Origin of the sequence: Actinophytocola sp., assembly GCF_035634895.1 — a bacterium.
GTDB lineage: Bacteria > Actinomycetota > Actinomycetes > Mycobacteriales > Pseudonocardiaceae > Actinophytocola.
This window is the reverse complement of the sequence record NZ_DASQCC010000014.1, coordinates 1-22,272: the sequence shown is the minus strand read 5'-3', so window position 1 is coordinate 22,272 and position 22,272 is coordinate 1. Positions and strand designations below refer to the sequence as shown.

Annotated in this window: 19 protein-coding genes; 11 read left to right on the top strand and 8 right to left on the bottom strand. The window is 71.7% G+C overall.

Translation table 11 applies throughout. The annotated features are described in order from the left end of the window. Positions 1–101 precede the first annotated feature (101 nt). Positions 102–2,300, top strand: coding sequence for an NAD-dependent DNA ligase LigA (ligA, locus tag VET29_RS02810; RefSeq protein WP_414636437.1), 2,199 nt, complete (start codon positions 102–104; stop codon positions 2,298–2,300). Positions 2,301–2,372: 72 nt separating this feature from the next. Here ligA and VET29_RS02805 read toward each other — a convergent pair whose 3' ends face one another. After that, positions 2,373–3,131 carry a helix-turn-helix transcriptional regulator gene (locus VET29_RS02805; RefSeq protein WP_324914084.1) on the bottom strand — a complete coding sequence of 253 codons (759 nt, stop codon included), beginning with the start codon at positions 3,129–3,131 and terminating at the stop codon, positions 2,373–2,375. 55 nt (positions 3,132–3,186) lie between these two features. On the opposite strand from VET29_RS02805, the gene VET29_RS02800 reads away from it, so the two are divergent. Further along, positions 3,187–3,753: a class I SAM-dependent methyltransferase gene (locus tag VET29_RS02800; protein ID WP_324914082.1), complete on the top strand. Its 567-nt coding sequence runs from the start codon at positions 3,187–3,189 to the stop codon at positions 3,751–3,753. Positions 3,754–4,159: 406 nt separating this feature from the next. On the opposite strand, the gene VET29_RS02795 is transcribed toward VET29_RS02800, so the two are convergent. Further along, positions 4,160–4,813, bottom strand: coding sequence for an amino acid-binding protein (locus VET29_RS02795; protein ID WP_324914080.1), 654 nt, complete (start codon positions 4,811–4,813; stop codon positions 4,160–4,162). A 191-nt stretch (positions 4,814–5,004) separates the two neighbouring features. Here VET29_RS02795 and gatC point away from each other — a divergent pair, with 191 nt between their 5' ends. The 4 genes from gatC (at position 5,005) to VET29_RS02775 (ending at position 11,429) form a co-directional block, all read left to right on the top strand. Continuing rightward, positions 5,005–5,304 (top strand): Asp-tRNA(Asn)/Glu-tRNA(Gln) amidotransferase subunit GatC, encoded by a 300-nt coding sequence (gene gatC, locus VET29_RS02790; protein ID WP_324914077.1) that lies wholly within the window; start codon positions 5,005–5,007, stop codon positions 5,302–5,304. Beyond that, complete coding sequence (gatA, locus tag VET29_RS02785) at positions 5,301–6,812, top strand: Asp-tRNA(Asn)/Glu-tRNA(Gln) amidotransferase subunit GatA (protein ID WP_324914073.1); 1,512 nt, start codon at positions 5,301–5,303, stop codon at positions 6,810–6,812. Before gatC ends, gatA begins: the two co-directional genes overlap by 4 nt. Before the next feature lie 2 nt (positions 6,813–6,814). Continuing rightward, positions 6,815–8,308: an Asp-tRNA(Asn)/Glu-tRNA(Gln) amidotransferase subunit GatB gene (gene gatB / locus VET29_RS02780; protein WP_324914069.1), complete on the top strand. Its 1,494-nt coding sequence runs from the start codon at positions 6,815–6,817 to the stop codon at positions 8,306–8,308. A gap of 139 nt (positions 8,309–8,447) precedes the next feature. Further along, entirely contained in the window at positions 8,448–11,429 is a 2,982-nt protein-coding gene (locus tag VET29_RS02775; RefSeq protein ID WP_324914066.1) for an AfsR/SARP family transcriptional regulator, read from the top strand. Here VET29_RS02775 and VET29_RS02770 read toward each other — a convergent pair. Next, positions 11,413–11,883, bottom strand: a complete 471-nt coding sequence (locus tag VET29_RS02770) for a hypothetical protein (protein WP_324914062.1) — start codon at positions 11,881–11,883, stop codon at positions 11,413–11,415. The two genes, VET29_RS02775 and VET29_RS02770, sit on opposite strands and share 17 nt — an antisense overlap. Positions 11,884–12,163: 280 nt before the next feature. Here VET29_RS02770 and VET29_RS02765 point away from each other — a divergent pair, with 280 nt between their 5' ends. After that, the gene (locus VET29_RS02765) at positions 12,164–13,363 is read left to right on the top strand and encodes a lipase (RefSeq protein ID WP_324914060.1); all 1,200 of its coding nucleotides are present in this window, start codon (positions 12,164–12,166) and stop codon (positions 13,361–13,363) included. Between the two features lie 12 nt (positions 13,364–13,375). Here the strand turns inward: VET29_RS02765 and VET29_RS02760 are convergent, their stop codons facing one another. After that, entirely contained in the window at positions 13,376–14,554 is a 1,179-nt protein-coding gene (locus VET29_RS02760) for a PQQ-dependent sugar dehydrogenase (RefSeq protein ID WP_324914058.1), read from the bottom strand. 51 nt (positions 14,555–14,605) lie between these two features. On the opposite strand from VET29_RS02760, the gene VET29_RS02755 reads away from it, so the two are divergent. Genes VET29_RS02755 through hemW form a run of 3 tightly spaced genes read left to right on the top strand, consistent with a single transcriptional unit; the run spans position 14,606 to position 17,491 of the window. Next, positions 14,606–15,511, top strand: a complete 906-nt coding sequence (locus tag VET29_RS02755; RefSeq protein WP_324914056.1) for an NAD(P)-dependent oxidoreductase — start codon at positions 14,606–14,608, stop codon at positions 15,509–15,511. 50 nt (positions 15,512–15,561) lie between these two features. Continuing rightward, positions 15,562–16,254 carry a DoxX family protein gene (locus VET29_RS02750; protein WP_324914052.1) on the top strand — a complete coding sequence of 231 codons (693 nt, stop codon included), beginning with the start codon at positions 15,562–15,564 and terminating at the stop codon, positions 16,252–16,254. Between the two features lie 13 nt (positions 16,255–16,267). Next, positions 16,268–17,491, top strand: coding sequence for a radical SAM family heme chaperone HemW (gene hemW / locus VET29_RS02745; protein WP_324914049.1), 1,224 nt, complete (start codon positions 16,268–16,270; stop codon positions 17,489–17,491). A 237-nt stretch (positions 17,492–17,728) separates the two neighbouring features. On the opposite strand, the gene VET29_RS02740 is transcribed toward hemW, so the two are convergent. From VET29_RS02740 to VET29_RS02725, 4 genes are all read right to left on the bottom strand, one after another. Continuing rightward, on the bottom strand, positions 17,729–18,919 hold the full coding sequence (locus VET29_RS02740) for an RNA polymerase sigma factor (RefSeq protein ID WP_324914045.1): 1,191 nt from the start codon (positions 18,917–18,919) through the stop codon (positions 17,729–17,731). Next, entirely contained in the window at positions 18,916–19,311 is a 396-nt protein-coding gene (locus VET29_RS02735) for a YciI family protein (protein ID WP_324914042.1), read from the bottom strand. The genes VET29_RS02740 and VET29_RS02735 overlap by 4 nt, the downstream gene beginning before the upstream one ends. Further along, entirely contained in the window at positions 19,308–19,679 is a 372-nt protein-coding gene (locus tag VET29_RS02730) for a VOC family protein (RefSeq protein ID WP_324914039.1), read from the bottom strand. The genes VET29_RS02735 and VET29_RS02730 overlap by 4 nt, the downstream gene beginning before the upstream one ends. 171 nt (positions 19,680–19,850) lie before the next feature. After that, positions 19,851–20,552 (bottom strand): TetR/AcrR family transcriptional regulator, encoded by a 702-nt coding sequence (locus VET29_RS02725; RefSeq protein WP_324914036.1) that lies wholly within the window; start codon positions 20,550–20,552, stop codon positions 19,851–19,853. 103 nt (positions 20,553–20,655) lie between these two features. Here VET29_RS02725 and VET29_RS02720 point away from each other — a divergent pair, with 103 nt between their 5' ends. Next, positions 20,656–22,203, top strand: coding sequence for an FAD-dependent monooxygenase (locus VET29_RS02720; protein WP_324914034.1), 1,548 nt, complete (start codon positions 20,656–20,658; stop codon positions 22,201–22,203). Positions 22,204–22,272: the final 69 nt, after the last annotated feature.

Here is a 22,272-nt window from a genome sequence, read left to right as displayed (position 1 = left end):
CGAGCGCCTGCGCCGTGTCGAGACCTCGCTCCGGGAGCCGCCCGGCACGATCGGTCTGCTGGAGTTGCGCACCCTCGTCGAGGGGCTCGCGCGGTCGGAAAATGTCGGTGGTAGCGACTAGTCTGCCCCTCGTGACCAGTGCAGACGACGTGGCGGTAGAGGGTGTCGAGGACGTGCCGGCCGGCGTGCGGGAGCGGCACGCAGCGCTGTCGGAGGAGATCAACGGCCACCGGTTCCGCTACTACGTGCTCGACTCGCCGACGATCTCCGACGGCGAGTTCGACACGTTGTGGCACGAGCTGCTCGACATCGAGGAGAAGCACCCCGGGCTAGTCACGCCGGACTCGCCGAGCCAGCAGGTCGGCGGCACGTTCTCCACGGACTTCAAGGCGTTCGCGCACCTGGAGCGCATGCTCAGCCTGGACAACACGTTCGACGCCGGCGAGCTGGGCGCGTGGGTGGACAGGGTCGAGAAGGAGCTGGGACCCACCGACTACATCTGCGAGCTGAAGATCGACGGCCTGGCGATCAACCTGCTGTACGAGGACGGCCGCCTGGTCCGCGGCCTGACCCGCGGCGACGGGACGACGGGCGAGGACGTCACGCTGAACATCCGCACGCTCGACGACGTGCCGCTGCGGCTCACCGGCACCGACGAGTTCCCGGTGCCGAAACTCGTCGAGGTCCGCGGCGAGGTGTACTTCCGCCTGGCGGACTTCGAGGAGCTGAACGCGAGGCTCGTCGAGGCGGGCAAGCCGGCGTTCGCGAACCCACGCAACACCGCCGCGGGTTCGTTGCGGCAGAAGGATCCCAAGGTCACCGCGAGCCGCAGGCTGCGGCTGATCTGCCACGGTCTCGGCAAGCGCGAGGGCTTCGAGCCGGTGCGGCAGTCCGAGGCGTACGACGCGTTGCGGACGTGGGGCCTGCCCGTGTCCACGCACGCCGAGGTCGTGTCGACGCGCGAGGAGCTGTTCGCGCACATCGAGTACTGGCACGAGCACCGACACGACGTCGAGCACGAGATCGACGGCATCGTGGTGAAGGTCGACGAGGTCGCCAAGCAGCGCAGGCTCGGCACGACGTCCCGGGCGCCGCGCTGGGCCATCGCGTACAAGTACCCGCCGGAGGAGGCGACCACGACGCTGCTGGACATCCGCGTGAACGTGGGCCGCACCGGCCGGGTGACGCCGTACGCGGTGATGGCGCCGGTGAAGGTGGCCGGCTCGACGGTCGAGATGGCCACGCTGCACAACGCGAGCGAGGTCAGGCGCAAGGGCGTGCTGATCGGCGACCGCGTGGTGATCCGCAAGGCCGGTGACGTGATCCCCGAGGTACTGGGCCCGGTGACGGATGCCCGCCCGGCCGACGCTCGCGAGTGGACGATGCCGGACGTGTGCCCGTCCTGCGGCACGAAACTGGCCTACGAGAAGGAGGGTGACGCCGACATCCGCTGTCCGAACGCGCAGAACTGCCGCGGCCAGCGCATCGAACGGCTCACCTACATCGCGGGCCGCTCGGCGCTGGACATCGAGGTGCTGGGCTACGAGGCGGCGGCGGCACTCATCGACTCGGGCGTGCTCCACGACGAGGGCGACCTGTTCGACCTCGACGAGTCCCGGTTGCTGGCGGTGGAGTTGTTCCGCACCAAGGCGGGTGCGCTGTCGGCCAACGGCCAGAAGCTGCTCCAGAACCTGGGGACGGTGAAGGAACGTCCACTGTGGCGGATCCTGGTGGCGTTGTCGATCCGCCATGTCGGTCCGACGGCCGCGCGGGCGCTGGCCCTGGAGTTCGGCTCGCTGCCCCGCATCAGGGAGGCCGCCGAGGAGGAGCTGGCGCAGGCGGAGGGCGTGGGCCCGACGATCGTCACGGCCGTTCGGGAGTGGTTCGCGACGGACTGGCGCGGCGAGATCGTGGACAAGTGGGCGCGGGCCGGGGTGCGGATGACGGAGGAGCGGGACTCCTCCATCCCGCGCAACCTAGAGGGCATGTCGATCGTGGTCACCGGCAGCCTGCGGACGTTCTCGCGGGACGAGGCCAAGGAGTCGATCATGGCCCGCGGCGGCAAGGCGGTGGGCTCGGTCTCGAAGAAGACGGACTTCGTGGTGGTGGGCGAGGCGCCGGGTTCGAAGTACGACAAGGCGGTGCAGCTGAAGGTACCCGTCCTGGACGAGGACGGCTTCCGGGTGCTGCTGACCGACGGCCCGGACGCGGCAAGGGAAGTGGCCCAGACAGGCGACGGCACGGAAGACTCGACCGAGGCCGCCGAGGCCGCCGGGTCCACTGAGGATGCCGAAGCCTGAGCGAGGTGCCCGGCCCGCGAGGAGGACCGTCCCCCTACCGCCTGGACCTCCGACCGTGCTTCGGGTGCCGAGTCACTGGAAGCACCGCGACGGCGTGACCCCGACCTCCCGCCGGAACGCGGCGATGAACGCGCTCGCCGTGCGGTAGCCGACGTGCCGGCCGACGGTCGTCACAGGACTGCCCGTCGCCAGCAGCCCCAGGGCCGTGCGGACCCGCAGGCGGGTGCGCCAGCGGCCGAAACCGACCCCGGTCTCGGCGACGAACAGGCGGGACAGCGTCCGTTCACTGGTGCCGACCTCGCGTGCCCAGGCGGCGGTGTCCCGTCCGTCCGCCGGGTCCGTCGCGAGCGCGTCGGCCACCCGACGGGCCCGGTCGTCCCGCGGCCAGGTCAGCTCGCTCGACGCGACCGGCGCCGGCGTGAGCACGTCGAACAGCACCGCCTCCGCCCTGGCCCGCGCGCCGTCCGTCAGTTCGCTGCCGAGGTGGCCGACAAGTGCGGTGAACATCGGCGACGCCGCGAGCACGGTCGGTTCCGTCCACAGTGGTGGGCACCGCTCGGGTCGCAGGTAAAGGCTGTGCATGTCGACGACCGACGCGCCCGCGGTCGTGTGCGGCACCCCGGCCGGCACGAACAACGCGCGGCTGGGCGGCAGCACCCACGACGTGTCGCCGACGCCGACGTTGACGACCCCGGTGCGTGCCCACACGAGCTGATGGGTGGGGTGCGTGTGCGTGCGGTAACGGGTGCCACGCGCGAGCGCGAACCGGCCGACGAGCGCGACGCCCAGCGGCGGCTCGACCCACTCGACGGGATGACCGTAACGCGACATCGCGTGACAGGTTACGTGGTTTCGGCCGTCGCGGGGTCCTCGTAGCGTCGAGGCCATGCCGATGAACGCGATTCACCGCAGGATCTGCCAGTCCGACGACTGGGCCCGGTCGATGCGCTCCAAGAAGCTGCCCTGGGCCGTCGGCGACATCGCACTGGACGGCGACGTCCTCGAACTCGGCCCGGGTTACGGCATCACGACCCGCTGGCTGGCCGAACACGGCGGCCGCCTGACCGCGGTCGAGGTCGACCCGGACCTGGCCGCCGGCCTCCGCCGCCAGTTCGACGGCGAGGTCGACATCCACCAGGCTGACGCGACCGCCCTGCCGTTCCCCGACAGTTCCTTCGACGCGGTCGTCTGTTTCACGATGCTGCATCACGTGCCGTCGCCGGCGCAGCAGGACCTGCTGTTCGCGGAGGCGGCCCGCGTGCTCCGGCCGGGCGGGGTCTTCGCGGGTTCGGACAGCCGGGTGAGCCTGCGTTTCCGGATCATCCACATCGGCGACACGATGGTGCCGGTCCCGCCGGAAACCCTGCCGGACCGCCTCACCGGCGCGGGCTTCGAACACGCGAGCGTGGGCATGGGGGAGAGGTCGATCCGGTTCCGCGCCACCGCCTCGTAGAACATCGTCGAGGTAGCGCTGACCACACGAGACGCCCGCGCCGCGGCGAGCGACACGATGTTCCCGGCCCTCGAAAGCCGACTCTGCCACCTGGCAAAGCCCTACCCGGATGACGTCCGTCTGGTCACCCGCATCGGCGTGCCAGGTCCTGTCGTCCCATGCGCCGCCTGGCTCGAAGGTACCGCCGACCTGCCCGAACCTGGCCGAACGCGCGACCCTGACCCGGGGCCCTCCCCCGAATCCAGCCTAGCGCGCGGCACCGACAAAACCGGGGTCTGAACAGTGCGAATGGACCACTCATGCGAATTTCACGACCGCCTCCGGCGCTCGGGCGCCCAGGCGGGCGCGGGACCCGGGGAAACGCCCCGGTCCCGCATGCTCCGTACCGGCGAGCCGGGCAACCTGCCTAGCCCGACAGCACCACCGCGATGATCCCCGCGAGGTGAGCCAGCCTGGCCACCTCCGCGGCGCGGAACTGCGGCCCGCCCGGCCGCCCGACGAGCAACACCCGCTCCGGTTTCCCGAGCGGCGTGGCGGCCAGCTCCGTCCCCAGCTCCTTCCACGTCTCGGGCACCCAGTCCTCCTCACCGTCGAGGACAGTCGCCCGGCTGAGCGGCAGGAACGGCAGGTCGAGCGTCTTGAGCTGCGGCGCGGCCGTCGACGCGGACACCGTCTTGGCGGCCCGGTCCTCCGGCCCGACGACCATGGCCCACCCGGCGCGGATGATCCTCGGCACGCCCTCGGTGAAGATGGCCAGCCCCTGGTCCGGCTGGGCGGCCACCTCCTCGACAAGCTCCAGCTCACGGTGCGTGTCGAGCACACCGGCGTAGGGTCGGACCGCGTCGACCTCGACGTCCTTGACCGATTCCGCGGCGGTGATCAGGACGTCGGGCAGGCGGCCCTTCGGCAGCTCGACGACGAGGTCGTCGATGGCGGTGCCGTCGCTTCGCTCCACGACGTCGACGGACAGGATGTCGGCCCCGATCTCCCCGAGAGCGGTCGCGACCGCCCCGAGCGCTCCCGGAACGTCCGGGAGCTGAACCCGGATCAGGAAGGACAACGCGAACGCCTCCCGCAACGTAGGTGTGCTTGCCGGCCGACGATTGTCCCAGACGGCGGCATCCCGCTGGCCTGACCGTCCATACCCCGAGACGACCAGGTGCTCTGCCCCAGCTTGCCACCTCGATAACCCGTTCGTGTGTCGGCACGGGGCACAAATAAACTCGCCCCACACAGAGAAGGAGTTCTTCCGTGCCCAACATCTCCCGCGACGAGGTTGCCCACCTCGCTCGCCTCGCGAGGCTGGCCGTCACCGAGGACGAGCTGGACACGTTCGCTGGTCAGCTGGACGTGATCCTCCAGTCGGTGGCGCGGGTCGGCGAGGTCGCGGCCGACGACATCCCGCCGACCTCACACGCCGTGCCGTTGACCAACGTGTTCCGTGACGACCTGGTCCGTCCCGGACTCACGCAGCAGCAGGCCCTGGCCGGTGCGCCGGCCGCGGAGGACGGCAGGTTCCGGGTGCCGCGGATTCTGGGAGAAGAAGCATGAGCGAGCTGACACATCTCACCGCCGCCGAGCTGGCGTCGCGGATCCAGGACAAGGAAGTCTCGGCCGTCGAGGTCGCGCAGGCGCACCTGGACCGGATCGCCGCGGTGGACAAGACCGTCAACGCGTTCCTGCACGTCGACACCGAGGGCGCGCTGTCCGCGGCCCGCGCGGTCGACGAGGACGTGGCCGCCGGCCGCGAGCCGGCCTCCCCGCTGGCGGGCGTCCCGCTGGCGCTCAAGGACGTCTTCGCCCTGTCCGGCCTGCCGACGACCTGCGGTTCGAAGATCCTGGAGAACTGGATACCGCCGTACGACGCGACGGTCACCCGCAAGCTCCTCGAGGCGGGCATCGTCATCCTCGGCAAGACCAACATGGACGAGTTCGCGATGGGCTCCTCCACCGAGAACTCCGCGTTCGGCCCGACCCGCAACCCGTGGGACCTCGACCGCATCCCCGGCGGCTCCGGCGGCGGCAGCTCCGCCTCGCTCGCCGCGTTCGAGGCGCCCCTCGCCATCGGCACCGACACCGGCGGCTCGATCCGCCAGCCCGCTTCGGTCACCGGCACGGTCGGCGTCAAGCCGACCTACGGCGGCGTCTCCCGGTACGGCCTCGTCGCGTTCTCGTCCTCGCTCGACCAGGGTGGGCCGTGCGCGCGGACCGTGCTCGACGCGGCCCTGCTGCACGAGGTCATCGGCGGCTACGACCAGCTCGACTCGACCTCCATCAACGCCCCAGTCCCGCCGGTCGTGGCGGCGGCCCGCGAGGGCGCCCGGGGTGACCTGACGGGCGTGCGGGTCGGGGTGGTCCGCGAGTTCCAGGGCGAGGGCTACCAGGCCGGCGTGACTGGCGCGTTCGAGCAGGCGGTCGAGGTGCTGACGGGCCTCGGCGCGGAGGTCGTGGAGGTCTCCTGCCCGCACTTCGACTACGGCCTCCCCGCCTACTACCTGATCGCGCCCAGCGAGGCGTCCTCGAACCTGGCCCGCTTCGACGCCATGCGTTACGGCCTGCGCGTGGGCGACGACGGCGAGGCCAGCGCGGAGCAGGTCATGGCGCTGACCCGCGAGGCGGGCTTCGGCGCCGAGGTCAAGCGGCGCATCATGATCGGCACGTACGCGCTGTCCTCCGGCTACTACGACGCCTACTACGGCCAGGCGCAGAAGGTCCGCACCCTCATCGTGCGGGACTTCGAGAAGGCGTTCGAGACCGTCGACGTGCTCATCTCACCGACGACCCCGACCACGGCGTTCCGCATCGGCGAGCGTGTGGACGACCCGATGGCCATGTACCTCGCGGACCTCTGCACGATCCCGGCCAACCTCGCCGGCACGCCTGCCATGAGCGTCCCGGCCGGCCTCGCGTCCGACGACGGTCTGCCGGTCGGCCTGCAGGTGATGGCGCCGGCACTCCAGGAACAACGCATGTACAAGGTCGCGGCCGCCTACGAGGCCGCGCGTGACGCCGCGGCCGGCGCCGCCCTGATCACCCGCGTCCCGGCGCTGGAGGCCTGACGATGACTTCTCTTCTGGACTACGACGAGGTCCTCGAGCGCTTCGACCCGGTGCTGGGCCTCGAGGTGCACGTCGAGCTGAACACGTACACCAAGATGTTCTGCGGCTGCCCGACCACGTTCGGCGCGGAGCCCAACACGCAGGTGTGCCCGACCTGTCTCGGGCTGCCCGGCGCACTGCCGGCGGTCAACGCGGCGGCCGTTGAGTCGGCCATCCGCATCGGCCTCGCGCTGGGTTGCGAGATTGCGCCGTGGTGCCGGTTCGCGCGGAAGAACTACTTCTACCCGGACATGCCGAAGAACTTCCAGACGTCGCAGTACGACGAGCCGATCGCGTTCAACGGCTCCCTCGCGATCACGCTGGACGACGGCACGGTCGTCGAGGTGGCCATCGAGCGCGCGCACATGGAGGAGGACACCGGCAAGTCGCTGCACGTCGGCGGCGCGACCGGGCGGATCCACGGCGCGGACCACTCGCTGCTGGACTACAACCGCGCGGGCGTGCCGCTGATCGAGATCGTGACGAAGCCGATCACCGGCACCGGCGCGCGGGCCCCGGAGGTGGCGCGGGCGTACGTCACCGCGCTGCGGGACCTGTTGCGGGCACTGGGCGTCTCGGACGTCCGCATGGACCAGGGCTCGCTGCGGTGCGACGCGAACGTGTCGCTGATGGCCAAGGACGCCACGGAGTTCGGCACCCGCACGGAGACCAAGAACGTCAACTCCCTGCGCAGCGTCGAGCGTGCGGTGCGGTTCGAGATGACCCGGCAGGCCGCGGTCCTGACCGGCGGCGGCACGATCGTGCTGGAGACCCGCCACTTCGACGAGTCGACCGGCACCACGTCCTCGGGCCGCCCCAAGGAGACCTCCGAGGACTACCGGTACTTCCCCGAGCCCGACCTGGTGCCGATCGCGCCGTCGGCCGAGTGGGTCGAGAAGCTGCGCGCGACGCTGCCGGAGATGCCGTGGGAGCGCCGCAGGCGCATCCAGGAGGAGTGGAGCCTGACCGACCTGGAGCTGCGGGACCTGGTGAACGCGGGTGCCGTGGACCTCATCACGGCGACGGTCGACGCGGGCGCGTCCCCGGCCGAGGCCCGTGCGTGGTGGGTCGCCTACCTCGCACAGGAGGCCAACTCGCGGGGCGTGGAGCTGGCGGAGCTGCCGATCACGCCGGCCCAGGTCGCACGGGTGTCGGCGCTGGTGGCCGAGGGCAAGCTGACCAACAAGCTGGCCCGCGGCGTCATCGACGGCGTGCTGGCCGGCGAGGGCGGGCCGGACGAGGTCGTCGCGGCCCGCGGCCTGGCGGTCGTCTCGGACGACAGCGCCCTGTACGCCGCGATCGACGAGGCACTGGCGGCCCAGCCGGACGTCGCGGACAAGATCCGCGGCGGCAAGGTCGCGGCGGCCGGCGCGATCGTCGGCGCGGTCATGAAGACCACCAGGGGCCAGGCCGACGCCAAGCGCGTGCGCGAGCTGATCCTCGAACGCTGCAAGTAGAAGTAGCCAACACCGTGACCCGCGTCGCCCCGATGCGGGTCACGGTGTTTGGCGGTGGACGGCCGCATGCTCGAAAGTCTCGCGTGTGCACGGTCGCCGGTCCGTCCTGTCGGTGGACCTGGCTACGATGCCCGGCGCGATGACTGCGAAGTTCGGCGTACTGGGTCCCCTGCAGGTCTCCGGCCACGACGGCCGGCTGCTGCGCCTGCGCGGAGACCGGCAGCGCTCCCTGCTCGCCATGCTGCTGTTCCACGCCAACCAGCGTGTGCCCACCGAGCGGCTGGTCGACGCGCTGTGGCCGGAGATCCCGCCGAAGTCCTACGCCTCCAACCTGCACACCTACGTCTCCCGCCTGCGTGAGCGCCTCGACGGCACGGAGATCGACCACGCCGGTCCCGGCTACCGGCTACGCGTGGCCGACGGCGACCTCGACCTCCTGACCTTCCGCGCCGCGAGCCGGCTCGGCCGCCAGGCCCTGCGTGACGGTGCCCCGGAAGCGGCGGCGGTACTCCTGCGACAGGCCCTGGCCCAGTGGCGCGACCGCCCGCTCGCCGACCTCGCGATCCCGGCTCTCGACGCCGAGGTCGCGCGCCTGGAGACCGAGCGGCTCACCGTCTTCGAGGACTGCGTCGAGGCCGAGCTCGCCGCGGGCCGGCATGCCGAGCTGCTGGGGGAGCTACAGGCCGCGGTCGCCGAGCACCCGCTGCGGGAACGACTCGTCGGCCAGCTCATGCGTGCCCTCTCAGGTGCCGGCCGCCAGGCGGACGCCCTGACCGTCTACCGCACCGCCCGGGACACCCTGATCGAGGAGACCGGCCTCGAACCGGGCGCCGAGCTGCGCGCCGTGCACGCCGAGATCCTGCGTGGCGACGAGTGGCCGATCCGCCAGCTGCCCGCCGACCTTCGCGGGTTCACCGGCCGCGACGACGTCGTCGACGAGCTGACCACGCTCCTCACCGAACCCGACTGTCCGCCTCTCGTGCTCACCGGCGAGCCCGGCGCCGGCAAGAGCACGCTCGCGATCCATGTCGCGCACCGCCTCGCCGGCGCCTTCCCGGACGGCCAGCTCTACGCCCACCTCTCCGGCGCCACCGCGCCCCGCCCGACCGGCGACGTGCTCGTCGACCTGCTGCGCAGCCTCGGCGTCACCGGACCCGGCATCCCGGACGACACCCAGGCCAAGGCGGCGGTGCTGCGCAGCCGCCTCGCCGACCGCCGCGTCCTGCTCGTGCTCGACGACGCCGCCGACCCCACACAGGTCGGCCCGCTCCTGCCGGGGACGCCGTGCAGCAAGGTCCTCGTCACCAGCCGCCGCCGGCTCACCGGACTGCTCGACGCCCACCGCGTCACGGTCGGCTCGCTGACCGACCGCGAGGCCGTCGACCTGCTCGCGAAGGTCGCGGGCCCACGGGTCGCCGCCGATCCCGACGGCGCCCGCCGGATCGCCGCCGCCTGCGGCAACCTGCCGCTGGCACTGCGCATCGCCGGCACCCGGCTCGCGCTGCGCCCGCAGCTGCGCCTGGCCACGCTCGCCGACCGGCTGGCCGACGAGCGGAACAGGCTCGACGAGCTGTCGGTCAGCGACCTGCAGGTCCGGTCCAGCCTCGCGCTCAGCTACGACGCCCTGTCGAGGCCCGCGCGGGCCACGCTGCGGCTGCTCGGCGTCGCGGCCGTGCCGAACCTGCCGGCGTGGGCGATCACCGTGCTGCGTCACGGGGTCGCGGAGGAGAACGCGGTCGACGAGCTGATCGAGTCGAGCCTGGTGCAGCCGGCCGGCACCGACCCGTGCGGCGAGCCGCGGTACGAGGTGCACGACCTCGTCATGATGTTCGCGCGGGAGCGGCTGCTGGCCGAGGACGGCACCGCGTCGGCGGGCCACGAGGCCGACCGCCTGCTCGACGCGGTGCTGGCGATGGCCGACCTGGCCGGCCGGGACCTGCCCGCGGTGTTCCCGTCCGTCGACGGCGACCTGCCGCTGCCCGAGCCACCGCTGCCCGCCGACACGCTCGCGCGGTACGGCGCCGACCCGGTCCGCTGGTTCGCCGTGGAGCGCGCGCAGGTCGTCGCCGGGATCGGCCGCGTGGCCCGGTTCGGGCGGCACCGGGTCGCGGCGCGGGTCCTCGAACGGATCGCCAGGTACCTGTGGCCGCGCGGCGCGTACGCCGACCTGCGAACCTGCGTCGAGGCGATCGTCGCGGGCGCCCGCGATGCCGGCGACCTGCGGGTCGAGGTGTGGGCGGAGGCCGTGTACGCGCGGCTGCTGCACGTGCGCGGCCACTACGCCGACGCGGTCGCGAAGTACCGGTGGTGCGAGGCCCGGCTGGGCGCCGACCCGGCGCTCCCGTGGGTGCTGACCAACCTGGCGGACTGCCTCACCGGCCTCGGCGTGCCGGAGGAGGCGCTCGCGCTGACCGACCGCGCCGCCGGGCTGTCCACTTCGGACTCCGTGGCGGCGGCCAGGTCCGCCGCGCTGAACCGGTTGGGGCGCCCCGCGGAGTCGGTCCGGGTGGACACCGGCGCGCTGGCCGTGGCCCGCGAGTCGGCCGAGCCGTACGCGGTGGCGCGTGCGTTGCAGAGCCTGTCGTGGAGCCTCGCGCTGACCGGCGAGCTGGACCGGGCCGCGGCGGCGGCGGAGGAGGCGGTGGCGCTGCTGCGGGAGACCACGGCCCGCTCGGCGCTCGCCCGGTCCTTACGGACCCTGGGCGCGGTCCAGGCCGGCCGGGGAGAGCGGGTCCGTGCGCTGGCGGCGTTCGCGGAGTGCCGGGCCATCGCGGAGCAGATCAGCGAGGCGCCCCGGGTGCTCACCTGCCGACGGGCCCTCGCGGCCGGCATGATCGGCGACGGCCGCGTGGCCGAGGCGGTGGCCGAGCTGCACGCCTGCCTCGCCGCGTACCGGGCGATGGGCAGCACGTCGTCGGAGGCGGTCACGCTGTGGCTGCTGGCCGCGGCGTATGACGCGCGGGGCGACGGCGCGGCGGCGGAGAAGGCGAGAGCGGAGGCCGGCCACATCGCCGACCCCCGCGATGCCAACGCACGGGCGCTGGCCTCGTTGCTGCTGAACCTCACGCGGGTGCCGGGCCCCTCGCTCCCGGCACCCGAGGCACTCAGCCAGCTGCCCTGACGGCCTTGCCGTAGCGGCCGTTCGCCGGCAGCCAGGTGAAGATGATCGACAGGATGCCGCCGAGGATCGCGAGCATCGCGAGGCCGGCCATCGTGCCGGTGGTCTCGTCGGCGAGGACGAGCAGGCTGAACACCATGACGAGCACGGCCGAGATGGTGACCATCACCCGCGCGAACGTCGCCGCCCCGCGCATGAGCACCCCGAAGATCAGCAGCAGGACGCCGCAGCCGGCGACGAGGTAGCCCCGCGTGGTGAAGGCGCTCAACACGTCGTCCATCGAGTCGTAGCCGGCGAGCTGGGCCGCCATGTCGAGGTCGGCGTCCGAGAGCCCGCCGAGACCGGCGTTCTCGAGCGCCTGCTTGATCAGCTCCTTGCCCCCGGTGGCGATGATGATGCCGTTGACGATCGCCGCCAGCGCCGTCACCACGACGATGCTGATGGTCGCGACGAGCATGCCAGGACGGCGGACGGCTGCCCCCCTGGTCGGCGTAGCCGAGATTGCGGACACGGTTCTCCTTGGTAGTGAACGGAAATAAGGAAAGATGGCCACAGACACGGCACCCCTCGAGCCGAGGTGACCATCCAGGGCGTGCAGGCTAGGGAACCCCGCCACACGGAGCGCACACAGAAACCCTCCGGCTGGCCCCACCGGCAGTCCGGTGGCCAGCCCCATGTCGTTCCCGATCGTGGCCGGGCAGGCTTCCTTCCAGCGGAAACCGTTGGGAGGAAAAGGAATGCGTAGAACAAGGGTGCTCGCCGCGGCGCTGTGCGCCGGGCTGCTCGTGCCGGGGGTCGCGGTGGCCGAGCCCGCACCGACCGCCGTCGAACAGCACGCCGGGAACCAGCTGTCGTCGGCGAGGTTGGTCAAGCGGCTGACCAAGGCGGAGGTCGTGGCCTACCTCGCCGGGTACGAGCTGCCCACGTCCGCGGTCCGCGACGGCGTGGACCTGTACCTGCTGACCTACCGGACGACCGGCGTGGACGGCCGGCCCACGACCGCGAGCGCGCTGGCCGTCCTGCCGCGCACGCGGGAACGCACGCTGCGCACGGTCACGTGGCTGCACGGCACCCGCGTGTTCCGCGGCGACACCGCTTCCGTCGCGGACAACCTGGACCGGGCCGCGTCGGTGCTGTTCGCCGCGTCCGGCTATGCGACCGTGGCGCCGGACTACCTCGGCCTGGGCACCGGTCCCGGGCGCCACCCGTACATGGTGACCGGGCCGACCGTCGGCGCGACGGTCGACGCGCTGCGGGCGACCCGCACGCTGGCCGCGCGTTCGGGTCAGCGCCTTGCCCCCGGGGTGCTGGTGAGCGGCTTCTCCCAGGGTGGGCAGGCGTCGATGCTCGTCGGCCGCGAGCTGGCGCGGTCACCGGAGTTCGGCCTCCGGGCGGTCGCGGGGATCGCCGGCCCGTACGACATCCGCGGGCAGGAACTGCCCGCGGCGTTGGACGGCCGCCTGGACGGCATCGGCGCGACCCTGTACCTGGGCTACGCGATCACGTCGTGGAACCGGGCGTACGGGCTGTACGACTCGCCGGCCGAGGCGTTCCGCGCCCCGTACGACCAGGTGGTGGAGTCCCTGTTCGACGGCGACCACGAGGAGCTGGACGTGGTGAACGCGCTGCCGCGCACTCCGCGCGAGCTGTTCACCGACGAGTTCCTGGCCCGGCTGGCCCACCCGGACGGCGTGCTGGCGTCGGTGCTCGAGGCGAACGACGACCCGTGTGACTGGCGCCCGCGGGTGCCCGTCCGCCTGTACGCCGGCACCGGCGACCGCGACGTGGTGTTCGCCAACTCACAGAGCTGCCAGGACGCGCTCCAGGCACGCGGCACCCGTGACAGCGAGGTCGTGAACGTGGGCGAGGTCGACCACTTCACGTCCGCCCGCCTGGCCCTGCCAAGGGTCCTGACCTGGTTCGACGCCCTGCGCTGACCCGTGCAGGGATCAGTCGACGCCGCTGCCCTTCTGGCCGGTGAGGACGACCACGATCGCCCGGTCGTCGCTGGAGACCGGCCGGCCGCCGTCCTTGTTGAGCGTGCCGACGACCGCGACCTGGTCGTTGACGGCGTCCATGCCGCCGAGCAGGCCGTAGCCCTCGTCCTTGTCGAGCGTGACCTCGGGCTTCCCGGAGAACGACCCGTCCGACGCGATCGGCAGCCGCTGCGCGTTGCCGGCGGTCGACATGACGATCACGATCCCGGTGGCCATCGCCGCACAGCCCGACACGCCCGGCCGGTCCGGCCAGGTCCACGCCGGCGTGGTCAGCGGCTTGCCCAGCTCCAGCCGGAACAGCACGTCCTGGTTCGCGGCCCGGTCCGTCACCCAGGCGCCGGGGCCGTTGACCGACGTGCACACGCCGCCCGGGGACCGCAACCCACTGGCGACGACCAGCGAGGTCTTGGTGGGGTTGCCCGGCGCGGGCGCGCCGCTCGCGTCGAACCGCAGCACCTTGCCGGCCAGTGAGCCCAGGTCGCCGGCGAGTTGCGCGTTGCCGGCGTCGCCGGTCGCGAGCAGCAACGCGCCGGTGCGGTCCTGGGCGAGCGCGCCGCGGTTGTCGGTCGCGCCGCGCGGGATGCCCGTGATGACCGGCTTCGGGACGTCGCCCGGCGCGATCCGCACCACACGGTTGTCGGTCGGGGTGGTGATGTACGCGAAGATCAGCTGGTCCTCGGCGTAGGTGGGGGAGAGGGCCAGCCCGGTCAGGCCGCCGTCCCCGCTGCCGTCCACCGGCACGGTCGCGACCAACTGCGGGTCCGAGCCCTGCTTGACGCGCAGGATCCGCCCGGTGCGCCGCTCGCCGACGAGCGCGACCGGGTCCTGACCGTCCCCGGGGAAGGCCGCGACCGCGACCACCGTGTCCAGGCAGGTGGCGATGACGGCCGGGTCGTAGTCCTTGCAGCCGTCCGGCGGCGGGATCTCCGTCGGCGTCCCGCTGTCGCCGGTGCCGCCCTCGCCGGGCCGGCTCTCGCCGGGCACCTCCGGGTCCGGCCCGCCCTGCGGGGTCAGCTGCTCCTGCGGGCGCCAGCTCTCCGGTGGCGGCTGGTCGGCGAACGTGGCACACGCGGAGGTCAGCAGGACACCGCTGAGCACGCTCGCGACCAGCACGCGTGACCTCAAGGACATATGCCCACGCTAGGGGCGCGCCCGTGAACCTCGGGTAAGTAGGGTGCGGACGTGACGATCACCGTGCTGGTCCCGGACGAGCCGGGCGAGGCCGCCCTGGCGGGCGTGGCGGGCATCGAGGTGGTGCGGTACGACTCGGTCGACGTGCTGCCCGAACGAGCCGAGGTGCTGGTCCCGGGCTTCCTCGTCGAGTCCGAGCCGGCCGCGGTCGTGTCCCGCCTGCCGAGCCTGAGGCTGATCCAGCTGCTCACGGCGGGCGCGGAGAACTGGGTCGGCCAGGTGCCGGCGCATGTGACGTTGTCGACCGCGCGGGGCGCGCACGGCGGGACCACGGCGGAGTGGGCGCTGGCGGCGCTGCTGGCCGTGTACCGGGAGCTGATCCCGTTCGAGCGGGAGCGGGTCACCCGGACGTGGGACCGCCGTCCGACGGAGACGCTGATCGACAAGAAGGTGCTGGTGATCGGCGCAGGCGACCTGGGCACGCAGCTCAGGCGCCGCCTGGACGCGTGTGACGCCCGGACGACGCTGGTCGGTGCCCGGGCGCGGGACGGCGTGCACGGCATCGACGAGGTGCCGGCGCTGCTGGGCGAGCACGACGCGGTCGTGGTGATGGTGCCCCTGACCCCGGCCACGACGGGGATGGTCGACGCGACGTTCCTGTCCAGCATGCGGGACGGCGCGGTGCTGGTGAACGCGGCCCGCGGCAAGGTGGTGGACACGTCCGCGCTGGTCGCGGAGCTGGCGGCCGGTCGCCTCCGGGCCGCCCTGGACGTGACCGAGCCGGAGCCGCCTCCTGCGGACCACCCGCTCTGGACGGTCCCGAACCTGCTGCTCACACCGCACGTGGCGGCGAGCGTGGAGGGCTACCAGTCACGGGCGTACGCGGTGGCCGCCGCCGAGATCGCCCGGTTCGCGGCGGGGGAGCCACTCCGGAACGTGGTTCAGGGCGACTACTAATCGCGAGGTTCGCGGTCTACCCGTTCGGCCTATGCAATACCCTCCCCTGGGTGAGCACTGAAGACGATCGTGGCTACTTCACCGCGAGTGACTCCTCGTCCACGACGCAGAACTTCGGGACGCCGAGTTCGAGCTCGTCGGGGTTCTTCGACGACGACGCGTCGTTCTCGAACGCTCAGACGACGACTTTCACCGGTTTCGGCGAGACGGACGCGACCGAGACGACGGAGGAGCCCAGGAGCAGGAAGGCCGAGTGGCACGGGGGCTTGGACTTCGGGCTCCTGGTGCTGCGGCTGGCGCTGGGCGGGCTGTTCGTGGCGCACGGCCTGGACCAGCTGTTCGGGTGGCTGAACGGGCCGGTCGACGGCATGGACGCCACGAGGCAGATGCTGACCGACGCCGGTTTCACCGAGCCGGGCATCCTCGCCTGGGTCCTGACGATCAGCGAGATCGCCGGCGGCGCTCTGGTGGTCCTGGGCCTCTTCTTCCCCGTCGGGGCGGCCGCCATCCTGGGCGTGATGGCGAACGCCATCGTGGTCAACGGCAACTGGAACCAGTTCCTGGGCGGCGTGGAGCTGGAGATGATCTACGCGGCGGCGGCGTTCGGCCTGCTGTTCGCCGGCCCCGGCCGGGTGGCGCTCGACCGGCACACGCCGTGGTGGCGGAAGGCGCCGCTGTTCGGGTTCGTCTTCCTGGTCATCGCGGCGGGCCTGTCCGTGGTCACGCTGGTGGTGTGGCGCTGAGATACTGGTAGGCGTGCCTTCGACGCTGCCAGACGGCGACCCTGCGCCCGGCGACGGCGCACTGCCCGAGTCCGCACTGAGCGGCCTCGGGCACAGGCCGTTCGGCGTCTACGTGCACGTGCCGTTCTGCGCCACCCGCTGCGGCTACTGCGACTTCAACACGTACACGGCCGTGGAGCTGGAGGCGTCCCTTGCGTCGCCGACCTCGTGGCTGGCAGCGGTCCGCCGGGAACTGGAACTGGCGGCGACGGTCCTGGGCACACCCCCACCCGCGAACACGGTGTTCATCGGTGGTGGTACACCGTCCCTGCTGGGCGCGCCGGTACTGGCCGAGGTGCTGACCGCGATCCAGGACACGCTGGGTCTGGCCGCCGACGCGGAGGTAACGACGGAGTCCAACCCGGAGTCGACGTCCCCGGCGTTCTTCGAGGCGATCCGCCGGGCGGGCTACACGAGGGTGTCGTTGGGGATGCAGTCCGCGGCCCCCCACGTGCTGAAGGTCCTGGACCGAACCCACACGCCCGGCAGGGCCACGGCGGCGGCACGTGAGGCACGCGAGGCCGGCTTCGAACACGTGAACCTGGACCTGATCTACGGCACACCGGGTGAGAAGGACGAGGACCTGGCGCGCTCCCTGGCGGCGGTGCTGGAGGCGGGCGTGGACCACGTCTCGGCGTACGCGTTGATCGTGGAGGAGGGCACGGCGCTGGCCCGCAGAATCGCCCGAGGCGACCTACCGGCCCCGGACGACGACGTGTTGGCGGACCGCTACGAACAGGTGGACAAGGCGCTGTCGGCGGCGGGCCTGCACTGGTACGAGGTCTCGAACTGGGCAACGGAGCCGAAGGCCTGGTGCCAACACAACCTGACGTACTGGAACGGTGCCGACTGGTGGGGCGTGGGCCCGGGCGCGCACAGCCACGTGGGCGGCGTCCGCTGGTGGAACGTGAAACACCCCGCCCGCTACGCGGCAGTCCTCGCGGAGGGCAACTCTCCAGCAGCGGCAAGAGAAACCCTGACCGACGAGGACCGCCACCTGGAACGAGTGATGCTGCGGCTCCGCCTGGCCGACGGCCTCCCACTGGACGTCCTGAGCCCCGAGGCACAGAAGGAAGCCCACCAGGCGGCGGCGGAGGACCTCCTGGACAAGGCGGCACTGGCAGGCCTCAACGGCCGCTGCGTGCTGACCCCGAAAGGCCGCCTACTGGCAGACGCGGTAATCCGCCGCCTCACGTGACTCGTGAAGCCGCACGCGCGATTACCGGCGGCCAATGCCGTCGACTTCCCCGTCCCGGACATGCCTGTCACCAGGATTACCGCCACGTGTTCATCGTTTAGCGGGCCCGGACGCTCCACAGTCGTCTCAGTCCCCACCCGCACCGACATTGCCGATTTATCCACAGGCGACCGTCCACATAGGCCGAACATGTCGGTGCCCGCCGGTAGACTTGGATCCGGGGGCCGGAGGCCAGGCTCACCCAAGCCGAGCCACGCACCCCCGCAGATAACGCTGCTCCGGCACACTGGTCGTCAACCGCGCCGCCTCCCGGTACTCCGCCCGTGCCTCCACCGCCGCCCCGGCCATCTCCAACAAATGCGCCCGCACCGCATGCAACCGGTGGTTTCCCACCATCCGTGCGTCTCCTGACAGCGGCCCCAACGCCGCCAACCCGGCCCGAGGACCATCGGCCATCCCGACCGCCACCGCCAAGTTCAGCGTCACCACCGGATTCGGGTCCAAAGACGACAGAACCCCGTACAAGCCAACGATCTGCGCCCAGTCCGTCGCCGCGGAAGACCCGGCCTCCGCGTGTACCGCCGCGATCGCCGCCTCCACCTGATAGACCCCCACCCGCGCATGTGTGAGCGTGTGCCGCACCAACGCGAGCCCCTCCGACATCAGAGCGCGGTCCCACAACGACCGGTCCTGCGCCGCCAACGGCACCAGACTCCCATCGGCCAGCGTCCGCGCCGGCCGCCGCGCGTCGGTCAGCAACATCAGTGCCAACAACCCCGCCGCCTCGCCGTCCGACGGCAGCAGCGCATGCACGAGCCGTGCCAGCCGGACAGCCTCCCGCACCAGCTCGACCCGGTGTAGCGACGGCCCAGAAGAAGCCGTATACCCCTCATTGAAAATTAAATACAGCACGTGCAGCACCGCACGCATGTCCGCCGGCACCGTGAACCGCGCACCCCTGATCTTCTGCTTGGCGCGGCTGATCCGCTGCGCCATGGTCTGCTCCGGCACCAGGAAGGCACGCGCGATCTCGGCAGTCGTCAACCCCCCGACCGCCCGCAACGTCAACGCGATCTGCGAGGCGGCGGTCAGCCTCGGATGACAACACATCGCGAGCAGCATCAACGTGTCGTCGTCCTCGTGGACCGGCACGTCGGCGGCCGGCGCGACGAGCGGGACAGGAAGGGCGGACTCCCGCCGCCTGCTCGCCTGCTCGCTGCGCAGCTGGTCCGTCAGCTTCCGCGAGGCCACCCTGACCAACCACGCGTCCGGCCGGTCCGGCACACCGTCGACCGGCCAGTGCGTCGCCGCCGCCAGCAACGCCTCCTGCGTCGCGTCCTCCGCCGCCTCGAAGTCCCGGTACCGGCGCACGAGCGCGCCGAGGACCCGCGGCGCGAGCCCGCGCAGCAGGTCCTCGACCCCGGTCACATCTCCTGCCCCGCCATGTCCATGATCGGGCGCACCTCGACGGCCGCGAACCGCGCGTCCGGGAACCGCGCCGCGATCGACGCCGCCCGCTCCGGACTCTCACAGTCGAGCACGAAGTACCCCGCGAGCTGCTCCTTCGACTCCACGTACGGCCCGTCCGTGGTGACCGGCACCCCGTCCCGCCCTCGCACGTTCCTGGTCAGCGCCGGATCCGCGAGCGCCACCCCGGCCACGAACTCCCCGGACTCGGTGATCTCCCGCCGCAGCTCCTCCGCCTGCCGCGCGACCTCCTCGCGCTCCTCCGCCGGCAGCGCGAGGAACCCCGGATCGTGCAGGAACATCGGATGCTCCCAGTTCCGGGGATTGCCGTAGATCATGACCAGGTACTTCACCGCGACTCCTCCACACCGGCCACGCCGATGAGATTGCCCTCCGGGTCCGTGAACTGTCCGACGGCGAAGTCGCCGGCGCGAGCCGGCCCCATGACCCGCCTGCCGCCGAGTTCCTCGGCCCTGCGCAGCGCGTCCTCCACGTTCGGCACGCCGACGTACAGCAGCACGCGCGGCGTGAACCCGGCGCCGCCGCCGATGCCGCCGTTGATCCCGGCGTTCCCGACGAACCCGTACTCACCGGGCCGCGACACCTCGTCGGTCGTCGCATCCCCGACCTGGAACTCCCACCCGAACAGGCCAGCGTAGTAGTCACGCAGCGCGGCTGGCCCACTGCCGATGATCTCGAAATGCACCACAGGGTGACTCATCACTCGTCCTCTCGTTCGGCACCCGGGATGGGCACCAACATGCCAGAGGACGGAACCACCGCCAACCGCTCGACATTCTCGTCGGACGGGTCCCACGCCCGCGTCGTCCGCGCGGCCCGGTGAGCCCGACGCCGGCCGCCGACGTCGAGTGGCCGGCCGCCGCAGCCCGACCTAGCCGCTTCGCCTCCTCGGCTTGAAGGCGGCGACCAGGCCGGCGAGGAACACGTCCAGCGCGAACTCGAACCGCTCGTCGGCCGTGGCTTCGGAGAGCACGTCACCGACCCCGAGCAGGTTCGGGAACTGCGCGGGCCGGGCGGCCATGTACGCGCCGATCTCCTTGCCGCGGGCCACGATCTGGTCCCTGTCGAGCTCCCCGGTCCGGACGGCGCTGAGCTCGTAGGCGAACGCCGAGCACCACAGCGACAGCGTGTCGAACGCGAACACCGCGACGCGGTCGGGCAGCCCGCCGGCACGCAGGATCGCGAGCACCGCCTCCCCGTAGGTCAGCGCGTTGGGTCCGGCCGGGATGACCGTCTCGAGGCCGACCCGCGCGATGCCGGGATAGGACGTCAGCATGGCCAGCTGCGCCCTGGCCATCTCGAGGATCTGCTCGGTCCAGATGTCGGGGTCGGGCGCCGGCCGCGGCAGGCGGCCCAGCAGCCGGTCGAGCATCAGCTCATGCAGTTCCTCCTTGCTGCTGACATGCGCGTACAGCGACGCGGGCCCGGTGCCCAGCTCCTGGGCCACTCGCCGCATGCTCACGGTGTCCAGGCTGGCCTTGCCCAGCAGGTCGAGCGCCGTGTCGACGATCAGGTCCTGACTGAGCGCCCGGCGTCGCTCAGCAGGTCGGGCCCTCGGCCACTCGGCCTCCACCGCATACCTCCTCCGCCGTCCCCGAGCACTCTACTTGACACGAACGGCGTTCGATTGTAGAACGGTGTTCGACAAAACGAACACTGTTCGAGCGGAGACGACGATGACCTACGAGCGAACCCCGGTCCTGGTGGTCGGTGCCGGCCTGGCAGGCCTGTCCGCCGCGATGTTCCTCGGCGTGCACGGAGTACGCGCCCTGGTGGTGGAACGACATCCAACGACGTCGATCTACCCGAAGGCACGCGGCCAGTTCCCCCACACCATGGAGGCGCTGCGAGTCGCCGGGGTTGACAGACGCATGACCGAGGCCGGCCCACTCGAGTCCGGCTTCCGCATCGTCGTGGCCGAGAGCGTGACGGGCCGCGTCCACAAGGACCTCGTGATCGAGACCGGCCCGGACTTCAGCGACCTGAGTCCCGCCGGCTGGGCCAACACGAGCCAGGAACGAGCCGAGCCCGTCCTGCTGGCCCGGGCGCGCGAACTGGGCGCGGACGTCCGCTTCCGCACGGAGCTGGTCTCCTTCACGCAGAACGACTTCGAGGTCCAGGCAGTGCTCCGCGACGAGGCCGGCGAACACGAGGTACGAGCCGACTACCTGATAGCGGCGGACGGCCACCGAAGCCCGGTCCGCCAGGCGCTGGGTATCGGCACACACGGCCGGGGTGACCTGGGCCGCGCGGCGGGCATCGTGTTCGAAGCGGACCTGGGCGTCCGCGGCTTCGCCCTGTACTACCTGCGGAACGCTGGGCTTCCGGGTGGCGCGGGCGTGGTGGTGAGCACGGACGAACCCAACCGCTACGCACTGTCCGTTGGCTACCGCGAGGACATCACCGATCCGGAGTGGATCTCGATGATCCGCACCGCGACCGGCGTCCCGACCCTGAACCCACTGCTGGTAACCGAGGGCAGGGCAACCGGCTATACGTCGGTTCGGGTGGCCGACCGCTTCTCCAGCGGCCGAGTACACCTGATCGGCGACGCGGTGCGCGTCATGCCCCCAACGGGTGGCTTCGGCGGCAACACGGCCATCCTGGACGGCTACTACCTGGCCTGGAAGCTGGCAATGGTCCTGACCGGCGAAGCAGGTCCCGCCCTGCTGGACAGCCACGACCCCGAACGACGCCCGTACGCGGACATCCTGGTGGAACAGCAGTACGCGGCATTCGTACAACGCATGCGCTCGGACCTGGCCGACGGCACACTGGCCGCCCCGCTGGAGCCGGCGTCCACATTGTTCTTCGGCTACCGCCACCTGTCATCGGCGGTGGCCATGGAACCGACCGACGACGGCGCGGCACTGGAGAACCCGGAACAGCCAACGGGAAGGCCCGGCTCGAGGGCCCCACACGTCGCACTACGCAGAGACGACGAGCCCGTGTCCACCCGAGAGCTGTTCGGCCACAACTTCGTCCTACTGGCCGGCCCGGCGGCTGACGGCTGGATGGTCGCGGCAGAACGCCTGGACCTGCTGGTGGACGCGTACCGAGTAGGGGAGGACCTGGAAGACCCGGAGGGAAGCTTCACCAAGAGGTACGGAATCACGGACGAAGGCGCGGTACTCATCCGCCCAGACGGCTTCGTGGCATGGCGAGCAGAAGCCACCGAAGGCGACCTGCAGGCGGCGGTGGACAAGATCCTCTCCCGCACATAGAGCCAAGTAGACGCACGTTTTCCACCGCCCATGGGTCCGGCAAGCCGGAGGAAACCTCACATGGGTAGG

Excerpts from the sequence above, each read along its gene's own strand:
- ligA (WP_414636437.1), top strand. The coding sequence starts at position 102 with ATGTCGGTGGTAGCGACTAGTCTGCCCCTCGTGACCAGTGCAGACGAC.
- VET29_RS02805 (WP_324914084.1), bottom strand. The coding sequence starts at position 3,131 with ATGTCGCGTTACGGTCATCCCGTCGAGTGGGTCGAGCCGCCGCTGGGC.
- VET29_RS02800 (WP_324914082.1), top strand. The coding sequence starts at position 3,187 with ATGCCGATGAACGCGATTCACCGCAGGATCTGCCAGTCCGACGACTGG.
- gatA (WP_324914073.1), top strand. The coding sequence starts at position 5,301 with ATGAGCGAGCTGACACATCTCACCGCCGCCGAGCTGGCGTCGCGGATC.
- gatB (WP_324914069.1), top strand. The coding sequence starts at position 6,815 with ATGACTTCTCTTCTGGACTACGACGAGGTCCTCGAGCGCTTCGACCCG.
- VET29_RS02775 (WP_324914066.1), top strand. The coding sequence starts at position 8,448 with ATGACTGCGAAGTTCGGCGTACTGGGTCCCCTGCAGGTCTCCGGCCAC.
- VET29_RS02770 (WP_324914062.1), bottom strand. The coding sequence starts at position 11,883 with ATGCTCGTCGCGACCATCAGCATCGTCGTGGTGACGGCGCTGGCGGCG.
- VET29_RS02765 (WP_324914060.1), top strand. The coding sequence starts at position 12,164 with ATGCGTAGAACAAGGGTGCTCGCCGCGGCGCTGTGCGCCGGGCTGCTC.
- VET29_RS02760 (WP_324914058.1), bottom strand. The coding sequence starts at position 14,554 with ATGTCCTTGAGGTCACGCGTGCTGGTCGCGAGCGTGCTCAGCGGTGTC.
- VET29_RS02730 (WP_324914039.1), bottom strand. The coding sequence starts at position 19,679 with ATGAGTCACCCTGTGGTGCATTTCGAGATCATCGGCAGTGGGCCAGCC.
- VET29_RS02720 (WP_324914034.1), top strand. The coding sequence starts at position 20,656 with ATGACCTACGAGCGAACCCCGGTCCTGGTGGTCGGTGCCGGCCTGGCA.